We start from the raw sequence: 22,178 nt of genomic DNA on the forward strand, positions 1-22,178 counted from the left end.
TGTGAGCCGCTTGAAATTTTCTTTTTAATTTATCAATATCTTATATAAACATGAATTAGGTAGCTCAATTATGAATAGTCCTGCTAAACCTTATCTTATTGCACCGTCGATACTCTCAGCTGATTTCGCGCGGTTGGGCGAAGAAGTGGAGAAGGTACTAGAGTCAGGTGCCGATGTCATTCATTTTGATGTAATGGACAACCATTACGTACCCAATTTGACGTTTGGTAGCATGATTTGTAAGGCACTGCGTGACTATGGTGTTGAAGCGCCAATTGATGTGCATCTGATGGTTTCACCTGTCGATAGTATGATTGAGCAGTTTTTGGAAGCGGGTGCTAGTATCATTACCTTTCATCCAGAAGCCAGCGCTCATATCGATCGCTCACTTCAGTTGATCAAAGATGGCGGTGCGGAGTGTGGCTTGGTATTGAATCCAGCGACACCATTACACTATCTTGATTACGTCATGGACAAAGTAGATCAGATTTTATTAATGAGTGTAAACCCAGGCTATGGTGGACAATCGTTTATCGATAGTACTTTAGATAAAGTCCGTCAGGTACGTCAGCGTATTATTACTAGTGGTCGAGATATTCGATTGGAAGTTGATGGTGGTATCAAAGCCAGTAATATACGTGCGATTGCTGAAGCGGGCGCTGATATGTTCGTTGCGGGTTCTGCGATATTCAACCAAAAAGACTATAAAGCGGCTATTGATGAGATGCGCGCAGAGTTGCTATTAGCCAACAACAGCTAGCGAGTGTTGTATGGTTAATAAACGCTATTAGCCATACAATAATAATATTAAGATGTGCTGTATAACTTATGACTATATAACGGTCAGTCACGTAAAGGTGAAATATGGACACACACAATTCTAGCAGTTCAACAGAACCTTCTGTGCAGGCAAGTTCTCATGAGACGTTGAATCAGCAGGCTAAGCAATCACTTGAAAGTGAAACACCGCAGCGCAGCTTGGTGCCTAGAGGTATTACCATTGGCTTAGCGATGTTTGCACTTGTACTTAGTTTGGCAGGTTATGGCTTTCGCCTGATGGTAGGTGATGATGTTGAAACCGTGCTGCGTCATGCTGCAGTCATTGTGCCTGCATTTATGCTAGGCATTCCGCTGTTCTTTTGGGTAGGTTCTCGCATACTTAATAAAGTTAAAGGTCTGCATATTGAGAGTTGGAATGCGATTAGTTTGGGCTATTTGACTTCTTGTATATCGATGCTATGGCTGATGGGCACTTACAGTTAAGTTGTTTAGCTGCAGATATAATGCTTTTCCGCGCCTGTATCGTTTATTCGCATCTATATTGTTTATTCACGCCTATACAGTATCGTAATATTTTATATTTTTAATCATTAAGCCATGTTCTACAAGCATGACTGGAATTTTATATGAGAATCGTACCAGCCAGTATTGCTAAAATTATCTATCCTAAAGACTTACCAAATGGCTTATTTACCAGCTTAATTATCGCTTGTTTATTAATGGGATTGGCGTCATTACGTCACGGAACCGACTTGCAAGGTTGGCTAAATGTCATTGAGAATTGGTTGCTTATGCTGCTGATATTGCCCACTGCGACGGCCACCGTTGCACTGCCATTTAAGTATCGTGATCCTAGCCTTGAGCTAAAGCTGGTTTATTACCTTGGAATGTTTGTGGCCTTCTTATTTACATTAGGAAAGTTGCGTTATTGGCACTAATGTATACAAACGATATGGCATTCAAGTTTGCTTTTATAGCGAAGACTTATGTGACAGCCCTTGAATTCGAGTGTTAAAGCGTCCATTGTATGAGTAAGACAGATTTACCCGCGTTACTGTAAGACGATAGATTTGCCGAATGAGTTTATTTTTAAGAAATGACTGCTTTGCAATGACCAGTTTCTCTACCAGTACTAAACGGGATAATAAGGAACACATTAATGCCATACGATATCGATAATGATATAGAAGTAGATAACGAGAGTAGCGATCAGTTTGCAGGATTTGCCAAAGAAACCACGTTAGAGTTGGTGGAAGCAGATGATGGTAGACTGTTGTTGCGTGATGCTGACCAAGACGAAGCGCCGCTGATGACTATCGATTTTTCTGACAAGCTAAAAGAGCTACTTGGTAGCGACACTCAAGTCATTGGTCAACACATGATTCATGCTGCGATTCAGGTCATTATGCAAAAGCAAATGAGCAAGTGGCATGCGCATGTATATGATAAAGAACCAACGCACTACAGCTAATCTTTGGTTATTTTTGAGCTCCAGTTAAAGCGAATACCAGTCAAAGCGAATACTTGAAGATATAGCTTAGCAACATGAAGCTACAGCCATAAAAAAAGGGTTTATCAATTGATAAACCCTTTTTTTGTTCAAACAACTTCTTTATAGAAAGTATTTATAAAAATGCCTTCTACAAATGATGGAGATTATTTGATTTTAGCTTCTTTAAAGATCACATGCTGGCGTACTTTTGGATCAAACTTTTTGATTTCCATTTTGCCAGGCATAGTGCGCTTGTTTTTAGTAGTGGTGTAGTAATACCCAGTACCAGCTGTTGATACTAATTTAATTTTATCTCTCATGATAGCTTTCCTGTAAATGAGGGGTCTTCAAACGATAGGTATGTGTCTCAAAGAATGAGTTGCCACAATTAATGTAGCAAAACAGCAGCCTAAATGATGAGAGTCATCACCCAGCTGCTATTTTTAACTTAAACTTTTTGACCTTGTGCGCGTAGATCCGCTAACACTTTATCGATACCAAGTTTGTCAATGATGCGCATACCTTTGGTAGACACACGTAGACGTACAAAGCGGTTTTCAGACTCTACCCAAAAACGATGGTTGTGAAGGTTTGGTAGAAAGCGACGACGGGTTTTGTTGTTTGCATGCGAAACATTATTACCCACCATAGGGCGCTTTCCAGTCACTTGGCAAACTCGAGACATGGCGAACTCCTAATCTATGAGGTATGAGTTTTTCTCATACCAGTCTGGGCAAGTTGCACGTTTTTGCGGCATGGACACAGCAAGCGGCAGCTTTGCACCAAACAAAACTATATGAAGGTTGAGCTGGTTTTGCTGCTATCTAAAGGCAAATAACAGGCTGACCAATTCAGAAAATTTTAAAGCCGACATTTATACCATAAAACAGATGAATACTCAAATATTTTTATAATAACTGTCGAATTAAAGGAGGGCTATTATACCCTGAAATGAGCGCTCTATGTTGTTGATTGTTTAATAGTAAAGATTAATTTTTAGTTGTAAGTTATAACAAAAGTCAGTAAAGTTGCTGTTATATATTTAATACAATCTGTTAATACACCAGTATTACTGTAAATCTATGTATCATTACCAATCTCTTTTGATTCTGGGTAATGATTTTTTGCTTATTTGCTCAGATAAATTACTGCTCATGCGGAGTCAAAACATGTCATACAGCTCTCTACCCCTTACTTCTAAGTTGTTTCAGCTCACTTCTTTGACTTGCGCATTAGCATTAGCAGGTTGTGGTGGAGGCGGTGATGGTGACACCGTAGACTCTGTTGCACCGGCACCTGATTTGGGAGTTACGCAGCCTGGAACGGATGGTAGTGGGAGTGACGGCGGTGAACAAGTACCAGATGCTGAGCCTGATTTTTTCTTACAGAAACTCAGTACATCACCTACTATCATCGAGTTATCTGATGAGCAGGCTATCTTTAATGTTACAGTCAAAGCTGCCGAAGTAGGCTCAGGTGGTGCGATGGTTGGCAAAGCAGTTACATTAAAGGTAGTGAGCTCCGAAACCAACGGTATCACTATCGAAGGTCAGAGCACTCAAGTGACTGATAGTGATGGTAATGCAGTATATACACTAAAGCTAAACCCACAGGCAGTCGCAGACAAAGAGGCGTTAATCGCAAACGGCTTTACCTTAATGGCCACTGCTAATAAAGCAGATGGGACAGCTGTTGCACCGCAGGAGCTGAAAGTCTCCGTTAGTAGACAAGGTAGTGGAGATGGCACTCAAGTTGTTGAAAGTAAACTGAGCGTTACTCAAAGTCTTGATACGAGCTCTGTCTCCAATAATAAACTTAACCCTTATGGCGATACAGCAGTTATAAGTGTACAGCTGAAAAATGAAAAAGGTGCACTGGTTCCTGATGTCGAGGTCGGTCTTGGTCTGGATCAGACAGACGGTGTCTCTGTCGACGCTGCTAGTCAAACAACTGATTCGAAAGGCATCGCTACTTTTAATCTCAAGATCGATAGTAACTTACCTGAAGCGACTCGTAATAAATTGCTACAAGGTATTGTTTATGCTATCAATATCCAAGAAAGCAGTGGAGCTACTAAGCTTGTATCTGGCAAGCTAGCTGTTGCATTACCTGTTCAAGACTACGATCTAAAAGTTTCAGGAAACTCAACGCAGCTTAGTGCTTATGGGGATACACAGCAGCTGACCATCACTGCTTCACCTAAAAATACGAATGTGTCTACTCAGATTGCTGGTGCAAAGGCAACAATCAAGCTAAATAATGCCTCTAAAGGGGTTAGCCTAGCGAGTAAACAGTTGACATTAGATACTAATGGTCAAGCGACTGTGGCATTAACTATATCGCCAACATTGAGCGCTACTGAACGTCAAGAGCTTGCAGAAAAAGGTATTAGCTATACTATTTTACTCACAGAACCAAACCGTTCTACGTCAACAGCAAGTCCTTCTAGCGTAGTCATTGTTCCAACTGCGAAATACAAAATAAACTTTAATGAAAGCAATAAGAAAGAGCTATCAAGCTCAGGTGGCAGTGCAGTCATTAGCTTCCGCGTTAATGATAGCCGCGGTGGTGTAGTGGAAGGACAAAAAGTAATAGCAAGTTTACCAGCAAGTCTGGCTGCTGCAGGTCTATTAACTTTAGAAAATAACTCAGAACAAACCACTAATGCGAAAGGTGAAGTCAGCTATACGGTGCGAGTACCTAATAATTTAACTGTGTCACAAAAAGCACAGATCGAAAAGGCAGGTAGTTTTGCATTGTCTGCAAATATAACAGAAGTATCAGGAGTGCCAAGCACTACCAGTAGTGAAAGTATTCGTATCGGCTCCGACATCGGACAAAGCGATATTACATTAACTGCGCAAAGTGTACCTGCAGTTGCGAGTGTCTTAGATGAAGAGTTCAAATTACAAATCTTAGGTAAGCGTAAAGATGGTAGTGCTGCAGTCGGTCGTACAGTCAAGCTTGTCATTAATGAAGGATTTGCTACAGGTATTACTATTCAAGGTAACGAACAAACCACAAACAGCAGTGGTGTGGCAGAGTTTACAGTTCGTATCAGTCAAAACCTAACACAAGCACAGCGTGATCAACTAATAAAAACAGGTATTGCCTACACGGCAGTATTGACTGATGAAGATGGTACTCAATCCAAAATTATTCAGACAGTAAAAGTTGAACAGCCAGCAACGAGTATACAGTTTGCTTCTATCACAACTCCAGAAGTTAGCGAATTGGGCGGCAGCGGCAACATCGGTGTGAAATTAACTACTAAAGCGAGTAGTGCTCAGCCAGTCAGAGACAAAGCGGTCACTATCCAGCTAGGTGCAAAAGCATTAGAGTACGGTGTCACAGCCACTCAAACTACAGCGACTACAGATTTTAATGGTGAGGCGATTTTTGCTATTAATGTGCCTGAAGGTTTGACATCGGCGCAACGAGCAGATTTAAAGAGCACTGGTATCAACTATCAGCTAACTTATGCTGAAAACAATGTTTCTTATAAGTCAGAAATACAGAAAGTAAAAATAACTACGCCTAGCGTTAGTTTAAGTATCTTGAATGCTACCAATAACATTGATAATCAAGCAGGATATATCTTAAACAATGTGGGTAGTACGGCTACTATCCAAGCACAGTTAAATAATCAGTCATCTGGTGAGCAAGTCGCCAATCAAACAGTGAAATTGGTATTTAACAACCCTGAACTAGCAAGTCTGTTAATAATAAATGGTCAGCTTGGGTCATCAAATATCACTGCTAGTACAGATACTAATGGTTTGGTTAGCTTTAACGTTGTAGTTCCAAACAACTTAAGTGATAAGCAAAAAGAAGCGCTCAGCAAACAAGTATTGACAGCTACTCTGACAGAAACATTAACTAGCAAACAGCAGCAAGTCAAACTTAAAGTCCAATCGATGACATCGGCCATTTCTCTAATCGCTAATCCAGTAAATGCCTTGAACTTGAATGGCGGCGAAACACAGGTTGAGGTAACAGCAAGAGACAGTAAAGGTAATATCGTTGCTGGACAAAAAGTGTTTCTTGCATTACCAGCCTCTATTGCAAGTCAAGGGGTTACCTTAGTGTCAGGTGGCAATCAAACTACTGATGATTCAGGCAAAGCAGTATTTACTTTGGCAGTACCGAATAGCTTAACTGATGCTCAAAAGACCGCGTTAGGCAAAAGCTTTGTGGTGGCATTATCGGCAGCTGATAGTAGTGGAAATATTGTAACGCAGACGAGTACTGTCCGTACTACTGTGCCAACTGGTACGACTGAAAGTCTTACTATTGGTGCAAATAAAGTCGTCAATACCAAAGGTGATACCTTCAAAGTATTTGTTCGTTTAGAAAATACAGACGGTGCTATTGCCAATCGTCAAGTTACTTTGAACGTTGATGATCCTATAAAAACGGGTGTCAGTATCTCGAATGGTACTGCTACTACCAACAGTGATGGCGTAGCTACCTTTAACTTAACTCTTGAAGATGGTGCTAATGTTAATCAAGCAACGCTAGAAGCTGGGATTCGATTAACAGCGACCACGACCACTGCTGAAAACACTTCATTAGTACAAAACTATATCGTTGCAGTAGATACCGCTACGATCGATAGCTATCAGCTAATAGCGTCTTCTGATAAGTCTACTTTGAATACTGGTGGTGATCAGACTAATGCGACCTTCCGAGTGACAGATAGTAATGGTGGTGTTTTATCAGGAGTGCCAATACAGCTGAGTATTGAAAACTTAGAAGCAAGTGGTGCAGCCTTGACCACGCCAAGCATGGTAACAACTGACGCTAGTGGTCAGATAGATGTTGGTATCATCCTAGCTGCCAATTCTACAAATGCACGCCTCAATCATAGTGTTGTAATCAATGCCAAAATCGTCACGCCACAATATGACGTAGATGGTAATGTCAGTATGCAAGTGCGCGAAGAGAAGTCTTTGAGCTTATCAGCAATTGGTACAGCAATGACCCTTACGGCTACAGAGACTAACTTGAAGGACAATGCTTCAACAGTCATTAGTGCTACTTTAATAGACGGGGCAGGACGTTCTATTGCCAATGCTGGTATCGAACTAGTAAACGAGAATGGTGATGTTATTACTAGCGCCCCTACGACAACTGATGCAGATGGCAACGCTAGCTTTACTCTTAGTGAAAGTGCACTGTCATTTGACGATAACGGTAACTTACGTATATATGCCCTTGCCTTCGGAGAAAATAGAGTAAATACTCAACGTAGTTTAAACAGTCTAGATCTGATCAAAGTTTCTCAAGCAGGTATAAGCTTTATTGATATTGAAGATGTCTATGATGTAAATGAGCAGCAAACTATCAATGTCCAAATTCGTGCTGATAGTCCAGAATTAGCACAAAGTCTGATTGGTGAAACTATTGAAGTGCAAACGACTATTGGGAAGTTTAATAATGGCAGTGGCAACAATAGTGTCATCTTCACAAGAAAAATCAGAGCTACTGATATAGCTGCAAATGGCTATATAATTACAGTCCCTGTGAAACTAACGTCTGAGTTAGCAGGTACAGCAGTACTCAAAGCTAAGGTACTTGGTATATTTGCTACAGGTACTACGGGTAGTCTTAAATATCAGACAACAGTTGATACTCGATTTAGGGCAACTACACCTGCAAAAATCATCTTTCAAGCTATAAGGTCTGTCATTACTCCAGGTAGCAGTACTGAAGTCATTGCAACGGTAAAAGACATAAATGATATACCAGTCGAAGGTCAAACTGTAGTATTTAGCCGTACGTCAGACTCTTCAGCAGGTCGCTTATCGGCTGCTACAGCAATAACTGATAGTAAAGGTCAAGCACGCGTTGTATACCAAGCTAATGCAAGTTCTCCTATCGGCGGTGTCGTTATTAATGCCAGTCTACTAGATGCTACTTTTAACGTACCGGATAAAACTACGACTATCACAGTTTCACAAGATGCGGTGTACACAACACTAGCCTTTAGCAACGTCGTATCTTCCGATACTATTTATTATACAAAACGCGTATCAATATCTGTAGTCGACGGCTCAGGGCGTGCGGTTCCTAACAAAGAAGTGTCTATTCAGTCTTATGCTACAGAATATGCTCAAGGTAGATACTGCTTACTTGATAGCACAGTCACTTATCAAAAAGCGGACGAAATAGAGCGCAATGAGCAAGGTGATATTATTGGCACGACAACACCAAAGCCACTTACAAAGTCTGAAAAAGTTGCTGTATCAATACCACAGGAATTTGGATTCTTACCTACTGAAGATTCAAATTACAACTTTACTTTAGACAGTGATCCCATCTTGGATGAGGATAGAAATAATAATGGTATTCTGGAAGCTATTAATCCAGTAGCTATTATCGGCGGCACAGTGTCAGATGACGGTTATACCTTTATTACTAATGCAGAAGGACGGGCAGACTTTGAGATTCGCTACCCTCTACGCTATTCCAACTGGGTGAAAGTTCGTTTTGATGCCTCTACTTCCTTAAACGGAAGCGAAAGCACTCAAAGTGTTAATTATAGACTACCGTCGTTAGACAGCGATTTGAACATCAGTGGCAACAGCTTAATAACGCCTTGGATCGATAATGCTAGCCCGTTTGGTACAGGTGGAGCTACTTGTGTAGATAATATGAGTATTATGATTAATGATCAAAAAAATACTACTAAAGTAACTCTATCTCCTTATATAACTGGTCAAACACCTTATGCAGTTTCGATTAATGGAGTGTCAAGCAATATGACAAGTACAGACTTTAATAGCTATATTGTAGATTTCAATCAAGCATTTTCTATGGGGTCTACAGTCACTGTTGTTCGCAATGGATTTGATTTCTCCAGAGCCATCAAGGTCGAATAGAAGATTATTATTTTAATTTTAGATTTTCGAACCCCTGACCACGTGTCAGGGGTTTTTGCTTTATCTTTCAAACAATCAAACCCCCTTAAATAACTAAAAACAACCAACTCGCTCAGCAAAGTGTTGCAAAAAAGATTAAAATAACCGGTTTACTACGCTGTCAGCAATTTTTCAGCGATAAGTCATCATTTTTTATATTGGGCGAATTATGTCAGACAACACTAAAACGGTTTCATTATCGACCATAGCTTCTCAGAGCAAACAGACACCTAGTGCTATCGATACAGCCACGCTGCTCATCAAATGCAAAGATCAGGCAGGTATCGTACAAGCAGTCTCTGAATTTATTCATCGTTATGGTGCTAATATCATTACGCTTGATCAGTATTCAACGGCGCATGAAGGCGGTCAATACTTTATGCGTTTAGAGTTTGCCTTAACAGGATTGAGCGATATTATCGAGAATTTTGAGGCCAGCTTTGCGCATACGGTTGCTAAGCGCCACGATATGGATTGGCGTCTACATAATAATGCAACGAAGACCAAAGTCGGTATTTTGGTATCTAAGTTTGATCATGCATTGTTAGATCTATTATGGCGACATCAGCGTGGACTGCTCGATTGCGAGATTACTTGCGTGGTCAGCAACCATCCTGATTTAAAGCAAGCAGTACAAAACTTTGGCATTACTTTTCATCATGTGCCAGTGACCAAAGACAATAAGGCAGAGGCAGAAGAGCATATTCATAAGTTAATGGCAGGTAACGACTTGCTAGTATTGGCGCGCTATATGCAGATATTGTCATCAGATTTTGTCAAACGTTGGCCAATGCAGATTATCAATATTCATCATTCATTCTTGCCTGCGTTTGTGGGTGCAGATCCTTATCGTCAAGCTTATGATAAAGGCGTTAAGCTTATCGGTGCAACTGCGCACTATGTCACAGCAGAGCTTGATCAAGGGCCTATCATCGAGCAAGATGTACACCGTGTGACGCATCGCCAAGGGGTGACAGAGTTGCGTGCTATCGGCCGTGATATCGAACGCAACGTATTAGCACGTGCCGTAAACTGGCATGTGCAAAACCGTGTGATTGTAGCGGGCAATAAGACAGTTGTATTTAACTAAGAAAAATGAGTAGTGAGTCTGCTAAGAATGTAAAAAAGGCGGTCAGTAACTATTGTTGCTGACCGCCTTTTTCTGAACATATATTTTATAAGAGCATTTCTAAGACGAACTTGCTACCAACAAAGCCAATGGCTAATAGGATAAAGGCATAAATAGTGATATTGGCCGCACGTTTGCCTCGCCAGCCAGCACGCCAATTACCGAATAGTAGAGTACCAAATAACAACCATGACAGTAGACTAAAAACAGTCTTATGCACGATGTGCTGCGCCATCAAGTCTTGCACATAGATAAGTCCAATCCCCAGTGCGATACTGAGCAATACAAAGCCTACCAAGAGCATATCAAATAATAAACTCTCCATACTTTGCAGGGAGGGTAGCTTATTGACCCAAAAGCGGTGAATGGTATGATGCTTGAGCTCACGTATTTGTAGACGTAGAAATAGCGCTTGTACCGCCGCCATCAACAGCACACAATAGGCAGCTAATGATAGTATGATATGAATTTCAAGCCCGACACTAACGTCAGTAAGCGGTTGATAAGGGGCGCGGCCGACATAACCGACAGTCATACCTATTAGCGCAGTGGGTGCTGCCAAAATACCAAGACTAAGAATAGGGCGGTATAAACAGAACAACAGATAAAAGAATAAGAAAAATAAACTGGTCAGACTGATGATATTGAATAAGTTGAAATTTAAACCATACAGCGTCACAACGTATGGATATAGTAGTGCTGCATGTGCAGCCATGCCGACCAGCAACAAGCCCAAACTGAGACTTTTGTGGATAGGTTTGTCCTGAACCAACGCCCAACCAATGTGGATGCTGACTAAGATATAAGCCATGCTAGCAAGTAAGAATGCAAAGTGCACAGATAAAAAGCCTCATCTTATACTGAGCATAAACTGCCGCTCAATGTGTCGCTAAAGTGGTATTATCAGAATGATTAGAATAATCGTCCAATTTATCATAAAATGGGTGCCAATTGAGCACCATCTTGCTTATAACTTATAAATGATCGGCAGTGCTGCATAGCGCCAAACATAAAATATATCATCTATAAAAAGTTGACTACAATTATAAGCGCTGTGTCCTTTGCGAAACGACTATAAGTTTTGAGCCATGTTAATGCTATAGTATTGATAATATAATTCTTTTATCATGTCCCTTGTCATGCAATATCCTAATATCTTATAGCGTATCCTAATATTATTTATGAACCATTTTAATGGTTTGATTTAGAGTTATTTTAATTGCGTATTATTTAATTGAAAACCATTTTAATTGAGAGTTATTTATGTTTGATACCTTAACAGAACGTTTATCGTCGAGCCTACGTAACATCGTCGGTACCGGACAGTTGACCGAAGACAATATCAAAGACACGCTACGTGAAGTGCGTATGGCGTTGTTAGAAGCCGATGTAGCACTACCTGTCACTCGTGATTTCGTCAAACGCGTAAAAGAACAAGCGCTTGGTGCTGAGGTGCTAAAAGAGTTAGCGCCAGGTCAAGCCTTTGTCAAAATCGTACACGACGAGCTGACCGAAATGATGGGCAGCGCCAATCAGCAGTTAGAGATGACAGGCAAACCGCCGGTTGTCTATTTGCTAGCAGGTCTACAAGGTGCGGGTAAAACTACTACAGCTGGTAAGTTGGCCAAATATTTACAAGAGCGTCAAAAGAAAAAAGTCATGCTAGTCTCTGCCGACGTTTATCGTCCAGCAGCTATCAAACAGCTTGAGCAAGTAGCCGGTCAGGTGAATGCTAAGTTTGTGAACTCAAGCACAGATGAGAATCCAATTGATATCGCAAAGCGTGCGATTGAAGAAGCCAAAATCCAATATCAAGATATTCTGATCATTGATACCGCTGGTCGTCTACATATCGACGATACCATGATGGATGAGATTAAGGCACTAACTGCTGCGGTTAACCCATCTGAGACGCTATTCGTCGTCGATGCAATGACGGGTCAAGATGCTGCCAATACCGCAAAAGCCTTTAATGATGCGTTGCCATTAACGGGTGTTATCTTAACCAAGACTGACGGTGATGCTCGCGGCGGTGCGGCGCTTTCTGTACGTGCTATCACCGGCAAGCCAATTAAGTTCTTAGGCCGCGGTGAGAAACTAGACGAGCTAGAGCTGTTCCACCCTGAACGTATCGCGCAGCGTATCCTTGGTATGGGTGATGTACTGAGTCTGGTCGAAGAAGTTGAGCAAAAGATTGACCGTGATAAAGCCGAGAAAATGGCGAAAAAGATGCAAAAGGGTGGTGACTTCGACCTTGAGGATCTATTGACTCAGTTCCAGCAGATGAAGAGTATGGGCGGCATGGCAGGCTTCTTAGATAAGATGCCAGGTATGGGCGGCTCAGACATGCAAAAAGCAGTCGAAGACGCCAAACCAGAAGAAAAAGTACGTGAAATGGAAGCATTGATTAATTCAATGACGCCGTTTGAGCGCAAAAACCCTGATAAGATTAACCCAAGTCGTAAGCGCCGTATCGCTGCAGGTTCAGGACGTGAGATTCAAGACGTTAACCGTTTGCTCAAGCAGCACAAGCAAATGGCAAAAATGATGAAAATGATCTCGAAGCCTGAAGGCATCAGTAAAATGATGAAGTCTATGCAAGGATTAATGGGCGGCGGCGGTGGAGCAGGTGGCGGCGGTCCATTGTTTGGCGGTGGCGGTCAGCAAGGTGGTGCTAAGGACGTGAATCCAGAGCAAATGGCAAAGCAGATGGGCCTTGATCCAAACAATATGCCAAGCACCGAAGAGATGCAAAAGCAAATGCAAGAAATGCAAAACCAAGCGCCAAAGAAGTTTAAAACCCGCTTTTAGATAACAATTAGTTATTTTTAAGAAGTTTGATAAAAGCCCCAAAGCCAATGAAGCTTTGGGGCTTTTTATCGTTAGCAGTTGTAGATAAACACTGATGGATAAAGTGTGAAAAATATAGAAATTAATAAAATTCGTGTACCCTAAATGCTATGATAGGCGCTGCTTCATTCTGTCAGTATTCTGATAGCGCATGAATGATAGATCGTTATAAAAAATTAGTAAAATCTGACAAATCAATTTAGAACGCCAAAAGTAAAAGCCGAGGTTGTGATGTTTTTAGCAATGGATACCGTGTTCGACCAGTGTTCGATCGCGATTTTAGATTCGAGCGGACAGGTATTGTCGAGCCATACCGAAACAGGTAAACGTCAGCAGACTCAACAGATTTTACCGATGATTGATGCTGCATTGTCTGAGGCGCAGCTACGTCTTGCTGATATACAGGCTCTAATATTCAATCGCGGGCCAGGTGCGTTTAGTGGTATCCGCATCAATACGGCAGTGGTACAGGCTCTGTCTGTAGCGCGTGATTTGCCTTGTGTTGGCGTCTCAAGCCTGCAAGCAATCGCACAGTGTGCGTATCAGAAGTATGGTCTAACACATCTATATAGTGCCCTTGACGCTCGTATGCAGCAAGTTTACTTTGGGCAGTATGAATTGGTAACTGACGACCAGTTAGGTTATAGCATTATGCAGCCAGTCTTGGCTGATGGTGGTGATAGTACAGAGCAGCTATTAGATTATGATAGCCAAACAGTACTAAACCTGCCTATCGCGGGTAATGGCGCGCCGCTATTGGCACGACATGATCAGCAAGACTGCCATGAAGATGTTTGGCCAGATGCTGTTGTCATTGGGCAGCTTGGTATTGCTCAGTTTGCAAATGATGGTGGTACGGAAGCATCGCAGGCATTGCCAAAATATCTACGCAACCAAGCTTGGAAAACACTTAAAGAGCAAGGCAAAGCATAGCTTTATAAAATATGCTTTTTGCAGCCAGCTTTTTAGTGTTTAGTAAGCGCATATCGATATAAAATCAACGTTAATATAGGACAGCCAATCGGTCTATTTTTAGGCCAGTTTTTTTAGGCCAGTCTGTTTCTAGGAAAGTCACTGTGGATATCATTTTATTCGTTCAAGCTGTCATCATGGGTATTGTTGAAGGTATCACTGAATTTTTACCCATCTCTAGTACGGGATATTTGATTTTATCAGCAGATGTGATGGGTTTTTGGACTAAAGAAAAAGTTGATTTATTTGTCGTGGTGGTACAGCTTGGCGCTATTTTGGCAGTGATTTATGACTATTGGGGTAGATTGTGGCAAGCGCTGATGGGCTTACTGACTGGCAAAGCAGAAGGCATGACCAATCCTAGACAGCTGGGACTGAGTCTGATTGTCTCTACTATCCCTGTGATGATTGTTGGCTTTACCTTTGCCGATGAAATCAAAGCTTATCTGTTTAATCCTATCGTCGTTGCCATTATGCTCATCATCGGTGGCCTGCTGATATTTTACGTGGAAAAACGTCCTAAAACGGTTATTGCAGAAGAAGCAGAAGATGTCAGCATAAAAACTGCGTTGATGATTGGACTATTTCAATGCTTAGCTCTTATACCCGGGACGTCACGCTCAGGTGCCACTATTATTGGTGCGCTGTGGTTAGGTGTCTCACGTAAGGCTTCTGCTGAGTTTTCTTTCTTTCTAGGTATTCCTGTCATTGTAGGCGCGGCACTGTTGGACTTAGTCAAACATGGTGACGTACTGACCAACAGTGAAGACTGGCTAGTGCTAGGTATCGGAACCATCGTATCATTTGTAGTGGCGCTACTTTGTATCCGCTTGCTCGTGGCATGGGTAAGTCGCCGCGACTTTACTATTTTTGCTTGGTTGCGCATTATCACGGGTGTTATCGTGCTGGTCGCCGCTTGGGGCTTTGGTTATCAAATGGCTGGCTAGATTTACGTTATGATTTAACACGCCAGTAATTTATAGTGAAAATAAGCAGCAAATAGGATGATGGTTATGACCGATGTGCCCCAAACGTATGACGAGACAGGTGCTGTTGTACATTGTCAGTTATTCTATGTCAATGACAGCCAGCAAGCACAGATTGAGAGCCTACAGTCATTGATAGCTGAGCATACATTACCAATTATCTTAGATGTAGAGGTCGCTACAGAGAAACTCACTCAAAAGCGCCGTCAGCAGTTGAGTCAAGCATCTACTCAACCTATTTTATTATTAGATGATAAAGATAAGTTATCATGGTTAAGTGATGGGCTTAGTGTGGCACCTGAGTGGGACAAGTTGCAGCGCCGTGTAGTGAGTGCTGGTCGTAAGTCTGAGCTGCTATTACAAGCCGCCAAAATCACATCAGATAGTCACATTATTGATGCCACTGCTGGCTTTGGGAATGATAGTTTGATATTGGCCAGTACTGGTGCCCAAGTTACTATGCTTGAGCAGCAGCCTTTGATGGCATTGCTGTTACTTGCAGAGCAGCAGCGTATGAGTGCGCTACCCAATTGGCAAAAGCTCATGAGCCGTCTACAGATTATTAACACTGATGCGCTCAGTTATTTTGCGAATCTAGAGGCTGGTACCGTAGCCGATAACGCTACCACAATCGATGTCGTCTATTTGGATCCGATGTTTCCAGAGGATAGCTATCAAGATAGCAAAACAGGCAAAGGGGCAAAAGTCGGTAAGCATATGCAAGCACTGCATCAATTGGCTCGTCCACCAACATTAGATGAAGAGCGACAACTGCTAAATAGTGCACAGGCCGTTGTTAAACAAAGTACGCAAGGCCAAGGTCGCGTGGTCGTGAAGCGCCCACAGTATGCACCGCTGCTTGCTGATGAGCCTGCTAGTGAAAGCTGGCATAATGAAGCCGTACGCTTTGATGGGTATTTTGTCTGATAGCTGCTGTTTGTGATAATGAATGTACGAGTATAAATGTACGCAATTAATCAGCTTATATGTGCAGAATTAATGGATTTAGGAGCAAGGAATGTCAGCGTTAATCATTTGGGTCATGGGTGCAATTTTATTGTTGATTAATATCATGCTGCGTACTCGCATTCTTCGGCTTGAGGCACGGTTAAAAGAGCTGAGCAATCCACAAGAGCAACTGGCATTTTTACGTCAACAAGCGAAACAGAAAGACAAAGTCCCAGCGCTGAAAGAATTACGCAAGCAATATCCTGAGCTATCACTGATCGAAGCGAATAAATTATGGCAACAAGTTCAGTAACCAGTCCATTAAACTTAGTAATTAGTCTAATAAAACTCAGTAACCAGCCCTTTCAAAAATTAATTTAGTTGTTCTGAGCGAAGTATATAAGCGTACATAAAAAATTATTCAAACAATGATAATAAAAAGCCATGACATTTAAAGACAAGCTACAAGCCTACATCCAGCTAACCCGCTTTGATAAGCCAGTCGGCATTGAGCTGCTCTTATGGCCAACGCTTTGGGGCGTACTACTCGCTGCAATGGGTCAAGCGCAGCAGCAAGGAATGACGGCAGCGTTGCCAAGTATCAAGGTATTTGCGATATTTGCCCTTGGTGCAGTATTTATGAGAGCGGCTGGTTGTGCGATTAATGACTTTGCTGATCGAAAAGTAGATGGTCATGTGACTCGCACTAAAGGCCGCCCATTAGCAGATGGACGCTTATCTGGCAAAGAAGCCGTCGCTGCATTCTTAGTACTGGTACTGTTAAGTGCCAGTCTGCTATTTTTCTTGTCTATAGCCGTATTCTACTGGTCGCTTGGTGCTGTTGTATTGGCGTTTATTTATCCATTTATGAAACGCTATACCCACCTGCCGCAAGTATTTTTAGCAGCTGCTTTTGGGTGGGCGATACCGATGTCCTATGTGGCAGTGCAAGGCGCTCCCGATGTTTGGTGTTGGCTGTTATTCCTAGCTTATATGTGTTGGACAGTGGCCTACGATACCCAGTACGCCATGGCTGACCGTGAGGATGATTTAAAGATTGGCGTGAAATCAACAGCGATACTATTCGGTCGTTATGATGTGATTATCATCTCGATATTACAGATGCTCTTTTTGCTAGTGATGGGCGTGGTTATGTGGCATTACTTTGCCCCGACTACATTAGGCGTAACGCCAGTATTTGGATTGGCACTAGTTGCGATGATGTTTGCCAAACAAAACAGCGCTTGTGCCAGCCGTAACCCTTTGGCTTGTTTTCAGGCGTTCTTGGCCAATATCTGGGTAGGGCGCTATGTCTTTGCGCTCATCGCGGTTACTTGCCTATGGACGACGCTAAATGGATAAGTTCGATAAGTTGTCGAGGTTCAAAACAAAGAAACTGTCTGATACAAATGGCTCAGGCGTAGACTATCAAGCTAAACTTGCCGAACATGGGCTGACTCGTGAGCAAGTTATCGCAACTGAGCGTAAACTGGCAAAATTTGCCAATACCATGGATTCACTAGTACGAGTGCCTTTTACCAAGCAAGGAATGGGTGCGGATGCGGCGCTTTCGACCATTCCACTCGCAGGAGATGTAGCAGGATTGGCATTGACCAGTTATGCATTTATATTAGGACGTCAGTTGGGTGTGCCCGCTCATAAAATGACGCCAGCGGTGAGATTGGCACTTATTGATATGGTCGTTGGTATCGTACCTGGTATTGGTACGCTATTAGATATTTTCATTCGTCCTAGCCGTAAGACACTAGGTATCGTGCACGAGCATCTACATCATGAGTATGGTATTACCGAAACCATGCATATGGATCGCCCGTTTTTGCACCAGTCATTAGAAGATAAGCAGCAACAAAGCCGCTTTGGGTTTTTTTGGCGCAATCCAATCGTTGCTTGGTTATATCTGCACATCCCTGATTTTCTTGGCCTGCTGGTCATTGTATTTGTCGGTTGGGGGCTGTGGACAGTGATAAGTTGGTTGGTTGGGATGTTTGGTCAATCGACTGGGTTTGGTTAAATACAATTACTTGTCAGAAAGCTCAGTAGAGACAAGTCAGTGGAGAGTAATACACAGAAACGAAAAAAGCGGCAACGATAATAACGTTTGCCGCCTTTTTATGGTTTTAAATCGCGTATTGAAACAGAAGGTGGATTAGGTTTTATTCAGTGATGACTTCTGCTTCAGCACTGACGGCATCAAAGCTAGTGACTTTATTGTTTCGGATAAGATCAATAGTACCACCACCAGCATGACTGACCAGTTGGATACTACCGTCAGCTGATTGATAGGTAGGATTATTGCCTTGGCCTTCTGGTGCGCTCAATGTCATTTTTGGTTGATTGGGACGAGTAATGATAGCGTTAAGCATACCAGCTGCCGACGTCTCAAAGACCACAGATAGACTCTCACCTGCTGCACTTTTATAACGGACATCAGTGATTTGTGCGCCTTTGATAGCTTGTTCTGGATTAGGTTTTTCAGCGCTATCATTTGCCGTAGATGTAGTAACACCAAGATCTTTATCTAACTCCGTTAAGCTCATATCACGTTCTGAATCAGTATCGGTCTGCGCTACATTTTTAGCGTCATCTGCATTGCTATCTTCAGCTGCATCTACATTGATATTGGTCGTTACTGGCGTAGTTTGCGTTGAGGTCTCAGCTGTAGTTGTATCAATTGCTTCAGGTTCTGGATCTTTTTGACAAGCAGTCAGTAGCAACAGGCTCAAGAAAGTAGCAGGAGCCGTACGATAAAGCAGTTTAGATTTTCGTAAGTTTAGTGCTTTTGAGAGAGAAGTATTCATAATCAGCTTTATCCGTTAATGGCGCTCTACGTAAATGGGGCAATTGGCAAGGGCTAACCTGCTATTTATTGACAGTATATTATTACGTATTTACCGTAATCACCAGCTTACGCTGTCCACCATATTCTTGCAGGTTTCTATGCTCACATAAGTAAATACCTTGCCACATGCCCAGTCCTAACTCACCATCGACAAGCGGTATAGTCAAGCTTACTCCAAGCATCATGCTTTTGAGATGCGCTGGCAAGTCGTCTGATCCTTCTAAGGTATGGCGATACTCTGGCTGGTCTTCTGGTGCGATTTTATTAAGCCAATCCTCTGGCTGGTCTTCTGGTGCGATTTTATTAAGCCAATCCTCTGTATCTAGTCGGACATCCGGATCAGCATTCTCATTGATCGCAAGACTGGCTGACGTATGCAGCAAAAACAGATGGACCAACCCTACCTTGGCAGAGTGAGGTAACAGCTGAGAAATCGCTTCTTCAACCTTCGGAGTAATGATATGAATGCCGCGCGCATAGGCGGGTAGAGTAAGGGTGGTTTGGTGATAGCTCATAGGGTATATCTCATTATTCGAGTCGACATTAAATTAAGATATCATAAGACAGGATGAACTATGGAAATCGTTGCTGTTATTTACACAAGAGCCATTTATTCTTAAACAAGCGGCGTCTGTAAACGTGTACGATTGGGTGATAGGCGTGCGAGCATTGTCTCTGACAGTGGTGCGAATGACCCTAGCATCGTATCTGCTAATGCTTCAGCGCAAATAGGTGCCAATGCATAACCTTTTGCGCCCATCGCACTCATTGTCCATATCCGCTGACTATTTGCCAATTGTCCAACGATAGGATGGTAATCAGGCGTTTGGGTGCGAATGCCAGCTCGTCCCTGCCATAGACTCGTATCTGCCGGAATGACAGATGCCATCTCAGGAATAGCATTGATGAGCTTGTCTCGGCTAATCTGATGTTCCTCATCACGTATGTCAGTACTTGTGTCATTGCGGATAAAACTTGCGCCAAGTAATAAATAGGGCTCGTCAGCGACGACTGTATTTAACTCATCATCTCCAGTCTGCGCGTTGAACCGCGCACAGTAACCACTATATTTAAGCGGTATTTTTGGCAGTTTTGCAAGTTGCTCAACCGTAGGCGTAAACCAAGACAGCTGCCCACGAATTTTACGACAATCAAAAATACGCTGATCCAATTGATGACTTTCAAAAGCCGCGCAAATGACGACGTTATCAGTAGTTATAGTGGCAGTATTACGATTTTCATCAATACCTTCAATACGAACTTGCTGCTCAGTCTCGGTGATTTCATTCACTTCTAACTGTTGAAAGCAAATGAGTGGATGAGTCAGTATGATGTTTTTTAATGCTTGCGGATTGACCAGACCAGACTGCGGTAAGTACAAGTTCTCTGATAAGTTCTGCTCTTTTAGGCCACTAGTAATCTGTGCTTGCTCATGCGATAGGGTGGTCGCCATCTCATCAGGATAGTCGGCAATTTGTTCTGTACCGATATTGGCTTTTATGAGTAAATCAAGGGCGCCAGTCAGTTCGAGTGCCGGTGCTGTATTAAGCTGTACGGCTGTTTGATTGAGGTCTCGATATAGCCTGCTGCTATGGAGATAGCCTATGGTATGCAGATGCTCGTCAACATGGTGAATCGGCGTCATTTTGGGCGCAAGTAACGCTCTAGGATTGCCTGATGCGCCTGCTAAGGGCGCTGATTTATCTAATAAGGTGACGTTGATACCGCGATTGGCAAGCGACCAAGCTGTGAGCAACCCTGAGACGCCTGCACCAATGACGACAGTATTATCGAATGTGCTGTAAGTCTTTTCCTTCTTCGCATTGTGACTATTGTTATCGTCAGTAAGGTCACTACTTTCTGCATTGGTCATAATGGCCATTAGCATTTCTCGTTTTCGACCAAAACCTCTGACTTTCTTAATGTGAAAGCCATGCTCTCTTAGTCCACGCTTGACGATACCTGCACAGCTATAAGTAGCGGCAGTCGTATGAGGGCGTGATAGGCGCTGCATTTGAGCAAAGATACTGTCAGCCCACAAGGTGCTGTTGCAAGAAGGCGCAAAACCATCTAAAAACCAAGCATCAATATAAGGCGTATGCTGGTTAAAGTGGTCTAATGCCAGTTTGCTTAGACTTTCTGCTGCATCACCAAGCCATATATCGATGGTTAAGTTATCATAAGAAAAACTCAAACGATGACAGCCTGCAATCAGGGGCGGATATTCAGCCAAAAGTGGCTTAATAAATGCCATTAGCTCAGGCGCGCGCTCACCCCATAGCATAAGTATCTGCGTCAAATCTGCTAGCGGTATAGGGAACTTTTCAGTAGTAATAAAGTGCAGGTGAGCTGTTGCTAATTGCGGATTGGTTTCACGTAGTTGTCGCCACAATTGCCACGTCGCTAGTAGATTAAGCCCAGTTCCAAAGCCTAGCTCAGCAATCGTAAAGCATTGCTTTGGTGCAAGGTGTAACAAACGCTCTGGTAACTGATTGTGCTCTAGAAACACGTGACGCGTCTCTGCCAAACCATCTGCATGAGAAAAGTAAACATCCCCAAACTCACCTGATACTGGCACCATATTGCCAGTATCATCCGTTTGCCAGTCAATCTTGGCAGGCGTGATAACGTTTAAATGTTCAGGGTTTTGATGATTAGCGGTAGACATGAGACACTTCTTAGGAATATCAGGAACGGTAGCTCAACGGTCAATTATGACGGATCAATGATATCGACATTTGGTCAGACGCAGCGAAGTAAAGTAATGCAATTCAGTGCGAGCACAGTATATGCTACCAGCGCTCACGGCGGACAAATACTAACCACGAGACAAAAATACCGACTAATAGACTGATCAAAACGGTAAACGCACCGTATAGAAACAGCTGTCCTTTACTTTCGTAAACCAAGACATTTACTTGAGTCTGTAAATCGTTCACTTGGCGCTGCAGTTGAGCATTACGGCTGAGCAGCTCTTGATTGGCAGCTGACAATGCTTTAGTAGATGGTTGCAACTGTGCCGCCAAGGTATCATTGATATCTAAAGCTGAGTTTTTCGTTGGCAAAGCGCGCGCCGCTACTGGCCCAGTCAGCGGCAGCACTGCTGTCGGATCGGTTGCCTCGACAGCAGGTGTTACGAGCGCAGCAGGTGCAGCCTGTGCCGAAACGGCTGTCACTAACATGAGACCAATCAGGGCACTTTTGTAGAAGCAAGTAGGTGAAAAAGAGACTCTCTGGA

At 42.7% G+C, this 22,178-nt stretch carries 20 protein-coding genes; 13 read left to right on the forward strand and 7 right to left on the reverse strand.

Annotated elements, in window-relative coordinates; translation table 11 throughout:
- The first annotated feature begins 70 nt into the window (after positions 1–70).
- The 4 genes from rpe (at position 71) to ACTXGF_RS16375 (ending at position 2,251) form a co-directional block, all read left to right on the forward strand.
- Positions 71–760: a ribulose-phosphate 3-epimerase gene (gene rpe / locus ACTXGF_RS16360; protein WP_443534565.1), complete on the forward strand. Its 690-nt coding sequence runs from the start codon at positions 71–73 to the stop codon at positions 758–760.
- A gap of 104 nt (positions 761–864) precedes the next feature.
- Positions 865–1,263, forward strand: coding sequence for a hypothetical protein (locus ACTXGF_RS16365; protein ID WP_443534563.1), 399 nt, complete (start codon positions 865–867; stop codon positions 1,261–1,263).
- 143 nt (positions 1,264–1,406) lie between these two features.
- The gene (locus tag ACTXGF_RS16370) at positions 1,407–1,718 is read left to right on the forward strand and encodes a hypothetical protein (protein ID WP_057761376.1); all 312 of its coding nucleotides are present in this window, start codon (positions 1,407–1,409) and stop codon (positions 1,716–1,718) included.
- A 221-nt stretch (positions 1,719–1,939) separates the two neighbouring features.
- A complete protein-coding gene (locus ACTXGF_RS16375) occupies positions 1,940–2,251 on the forward strand; it encodes a hypothetical protein (protein ID WP_443534561.1) in 312 nt (103 codons plus the stop codon).
- Between the two features lie 185 nt (positions 2,252–2,436).
- Here ACTXGF_RS16375 and rpmG read toward each other — a convergent pair whose 3' ends face one another.
- Both rpmG and rpmB read right to left on the reverse strand, forming a co-directional pair.
- A complete protein-coding gene (gene rpmG, locus ACTXGF_RS16380; protein ID WP_010201403.1) occupies positions 2,437–2,592 on the reverse strand; it encodes a 50S ribosomal protein L33 in 156 nt (51 codons plus the stop codon).
- A gap of 128 nt (positions 2,593–2,720) precedes the next feature.
- Positions 2,721–2,957 (reverse strand): 50S ribosomal protein L28, encoded by a 237-nt coding sequence (rpmB, locus tag ACTXGF_RS16385; RefSeq protein WP_057761372.1) that lies wholly within the window; start codon positions 2,955–2,957, stop codon positions 2,721–2,723.
- A 484-nt stretch (positions 2,958–3,441) separates the two neighbouring features.
- On the opposite strand from rpmB, the gene ACTXGF_RS16390 reads away from it, so the two are divergent.
- Both ACTXGF_RS16390 and purU read left to right on the forward strand, forming a co-directional pair.
- A complete protein-coding gene (locus ACTXGF_RS16390; protein ID WP_443534559.1) occupies positions 3,442–9,156 on the forward strand; it encodes a beta strand repeat-containing protein in 5,715 nt (1,904 codons plus the stop codon).
- 208 nt (positions 9,157–9,364) lie between these two features.
- On the forward strand, positions 9,365–10,285 hold the full coding sequence (gene purU / locus ACTXGF_RS16395) for a formyltetrahydrofolate deformylase (protein ID WP_443534557.1): 921 nt from the start codon (positions 9,365–9,367) through the stop codon (positions 10,283–10,285).
- An 85-nt stretch (positions 10,286–10,370) separates the two neighbouring features.
- Here purU and ACTXGF_RS16400 read toward each other — a convergent pair whose 3' ends face one another.
- The gene (locus tag ACTXGF_RS16400; protein WP_443534661.1) at positions 10,371–11,135 is read right to left on the reverse strand and encodes a cytochrome C assembly family protein; all 765 of its coding nucleotides are present in this window, start codon (positions 11,133–11,135) and stop codon (positions 10,371–10,373) included.
- A gap of 452 nt (positions 11,136–11,587) precedes the next feature.
- On the opposite strand from ACTXGF_RS16400, the gene ffh reads away from it, so the two are divergent.
- The 7 genes from ffh to ACTXGF_RS16435 all read left to right on the forward strand — a co-directional run bounded on the left by ffh (position 11,588) and on the right by ACTXGF_RS16435 (position 18,112).
- Positions 11,588–13,135, forward strand: coding sequence for a signal recognition particle protein (gene ffh, locus ACTXGF_RS16405; RefSeq protein ID WP_298809192.1), 1,548 nt, complete (start codon positions 11,588–11,590; stop codon positions 13,133–13,135).
- A 270-nt stretch (positions 13,136–13,405) separates the two neighbouring features.
- Positions 13,406–14,107: a tRNA (adenosine(37)-N6)-threonylcarbamoyltransferase complex dimerization subunit type 1 TsaB gene (gene tsaB / locus ACTXGF_RS16410; protein ID WP_443534659.1), complete on the forward strand. Its 702-nt coding sequence runs from the start codon at positions 13,406–13,408 to the stop codon at positions 14,105–14,107.
- 143 nt (positions 14,108–14,250) lie between these two features.
- Positions 14,251–15,093, forward strand: coding sequence for an undecaprenyl-diphosphate phosphatase (locus ACTXGF_RS16415; protein WP_443534555.1), 843 nt, complete (start codon positions 14,251–14,253; stop codon positions 15,091–15,093).
- 66 nt (positions 15,094–15,159) lie between these two features.
- Entirely contained in the window at positions 15,160–16,059 is a 900-nt protein-coding gene (locus ACTXGF_RS16420) for a class I SAM-dependent methyltransferase (protein ID WP_443534553.1), read from the forward strand.
- 91 nt (positions 16,060–16,150) lie between these two features.
- Complete coding sequence (locus ACTXGF_RS16425; RefSeq protein ID WP_443534551.1) at positions 16,151–16,393, forward strand: hypothetical protein; 243 nt, start codon at positions 16,151–16,153, stop codon at positions 16,391–16,393.
- 131 nt (positions 16,394–16,524) lie between these two features.
- Positions 16,525–17,442 carry a 4-hydroxybenzoate octaprenyltransferase gene (gene ubiA, locus ACTXGF_RS16430; protein ID WP_443534549.1) on the forward strand — a complete coding sequence of 306 codons (918 nt, stop codon included), beginning with the start codon at positions 16,525–16,527 and terminating at the stop codon, positions 17,440–17,442.
- Complete coding sequence (locus tag ACTXGF_RS16435; RefSeq protein ID WP_443534547.1) at positions 17,435–18,112, forward strand: DUF4112 domain-containing protein; 678 nt, start codon at positions 17,435–17,437, stop codon at positions 18,110–18,112. Before ubiA ends, ACTXGF_RS16435 begins: the two co-directional genes overlap by 8 nt.
- A gap of 142 nt (positions 18,113–18,254) precedes the next feature.
- Here the strand turns inward: ACTXGF_RS16435 and ACTXGF_RS16440 are convergent, their stop codons facing one another.
- The 4 genes from ACTXGF_RS16440 to ACTXGF_RS16455 form a co-directional block, all read right to left on the reverse strand.
- Positions 18,255–18,899: a hypothetical protein gene (locus ACTXGF_RS16440; protein WP_439266969.1), complete on the reverse strand. Its 645-nt coding sequence runs from the start codon at positions 18,897–18,899 to the stop codon at positions 18,255–18,257.
- Between the two features lie 82 nt (positions 18,900–18,981).
- Positions 18,982–19,455 carry a YjbQ family protein gene (locus ACTXGF_RS16445; protein ID WP_443534545.1) on the reverse strand — a complete coding sequence of 158 codons (474 nt, stop codon included), beginning with the start codon at positions 19,453–19,455 and terminating at the stop codon, positions 18,982–18,984.
- A gap of 101 nt (positions 19,456–19,556) precedes the next feature.
- Positions 19,557–21,608, reverse strand: a complete 2,052-nt coding sequence (gene mnmC1, locus ACTXGF_RS16450) for an FAD-dependent 5-carboxymethylaminomethyl-2-thiouridine(34) oxidoreductase MnmC1 (RefSeq protein ID WP_443534543.1) — start codon at positions 21,606–21,608, stop codon at positions 19,557–19,559.
- A gap of 124 nt (positions 21,609–21,732) precedes the next feature.
- The gene (locus ACTXGF_RS16455) at positions 21,733–22,122 is read right to left on the reverse strand and encodes an SH3 domain-containing protein (protein ID WP_443534541.1); all 390 of its coding nucleotides are present in this window, start codon (positions 22,120–22,122) and stop codon (positions 21,733–21,735) included.
- Positions 22,123–22,178: the final 56 nt, after the last annotated feature.

The organism is Psychrobacter sp. 1Y6 (genome assembly GCF_052258385.2).
Lineage (GTDB): Bacteria > Pseudomonadota > Gammaproteobacteria > Pseudomonadales > Moraxellaceae > Psychrobacter.

Excerpts from the sequence above, each read along its gene's own strand:
- tsaB (WP_443534659.1), top strand. The coding sequence starts at position 13,406 with ATGTTTTTAGCAATGGATACCGTGTTCGACCAGTGTTCGATCGCGATT.
- mnmC1 (WP_443534543.1), bottom strand. The coding sequence starts at position 21,608 with ATGTCTACCGCTAATCATCAAAACCCTGAACATTTAAACGTTATCACG.
- rpmG (WP_010201403.1), bottom strand. The coding sequence starts at position 2,592 with ATGAGAGATAAAATTAAATTAGTATCAACAGCTGGTACTGGGTATTAC.
- ubiA (WP_443534549.1), top strand. The coding sequence starts at position 16,525 with ATGACATTTAAAGACAAGCTACAAGCCTACATCCAGCTAACCCGCTTT.
- ACTXGF_RS16445 (WP_443534545.1), bottom strand. The coding sequence starts at position 19,455 with ATGAGCTATCACCAAACCACCCTTACTCTACCCGCCTATGCGCGCGGC.
- rpmB (WP_057761372.1), bottom strand. The coding sequence starts at position 2,957 with ATGTCTCGAGTTTGCCAAGTGACTGGAAAGCGCCCTATGGTGGGTAAT.
- ACTXGF_RS16375 (WP_443534561.1), top strand. The coding sequence starts at position 1,940 with ATGCCATACGATATCGATAATGATATAGAAGTAGATAACGAGAGTAGC.
- ACTXGF_RS16370 (WP_057761376.1), top strand. The coding sequence starts at position 1,407 with ATGAGAATCGTACCAGCCAGTATTGCTAAAATTATCTATCCTAAAGAC.
- ACTXGF_RS16400 (WP_443534661.1), bottom strand. The coding sequence starts at position 11,135 with ATGGCTTATATCTTAGTCAGCATCCACATTGGTTGGGCGTTGGTTCAG.
- purU (WP_443534557.1), top strand. The coding sequence starts at position 9,365 with ATGTCAGACAACACTAAAACGGTTTCATTATCGACCATAGCTTCTCAG.
- ACTXGF_RS16425 (WP_443534551.1), top strand. The coding sequence starts at position 16,151 with ATGTCAGCGTTAATCATTTGGGTCATGGGTGCAATTTTATTGTTGATT.
- rpe (WP_443534565.1), top strand. The coding sequence starts at position 71 with ATGAATAGTCCTGCTAAACCTTATCTTATTGCACCGTCGATACTCTCA.
- ACTXGF_RS16365 (WP_443534563.1), top strand. The coding sequence starts at position 865 with ATGGACACACACAATTCTAGCAGTTCAACAGAACCTTCTGTGCAGGCA.
- ACTXGF_RS16420 (WP_443534553.1), top strand. The coding sequence starts at position 15,160 with ATGACCGATGTGCCCCAAACGTATGACGAGACAGGTGCTGTTGTACAT.
- ffh (WP_298809192.1), top strand. The coding sequence starts at position 11,588 with ATGTTTGATACCTTAACAGAACGTTTATCGTCGAGCCTACGTAACATC.
- ACTXGF_RS16390 (WP_443534559.1), top strand. The coding sequence starts at position 3,442 with ATGTCATACAGCTCTCTACCCCTTACTTCTAAGTTGTTTCAGCTCACT.
- ACTXGF_RS16440 (WP_439266969.1), bottom strand. The coding sequence starts at position 18,899 with ATGAATACTTCTCTCTCAAAAGCACTAAACTTACGAAAATCTAAACTG.
- ACTXGF_RS16435 (WP_443534547.1), top strand. The coding sequence starts at position 17,435 with ATGGATAAGTTCGATAAGTTGTCGAGGTTCAAAACAAAGAAACTGTCT.
- ACTXGF_RS16455 (WP_443534541.1), bottom strand. The coding sequence starts at position 22,122 with ATGTTAGTGACAGCCGTTTCGGCACAGGCTGCACCTGCTGCGCTCGTA.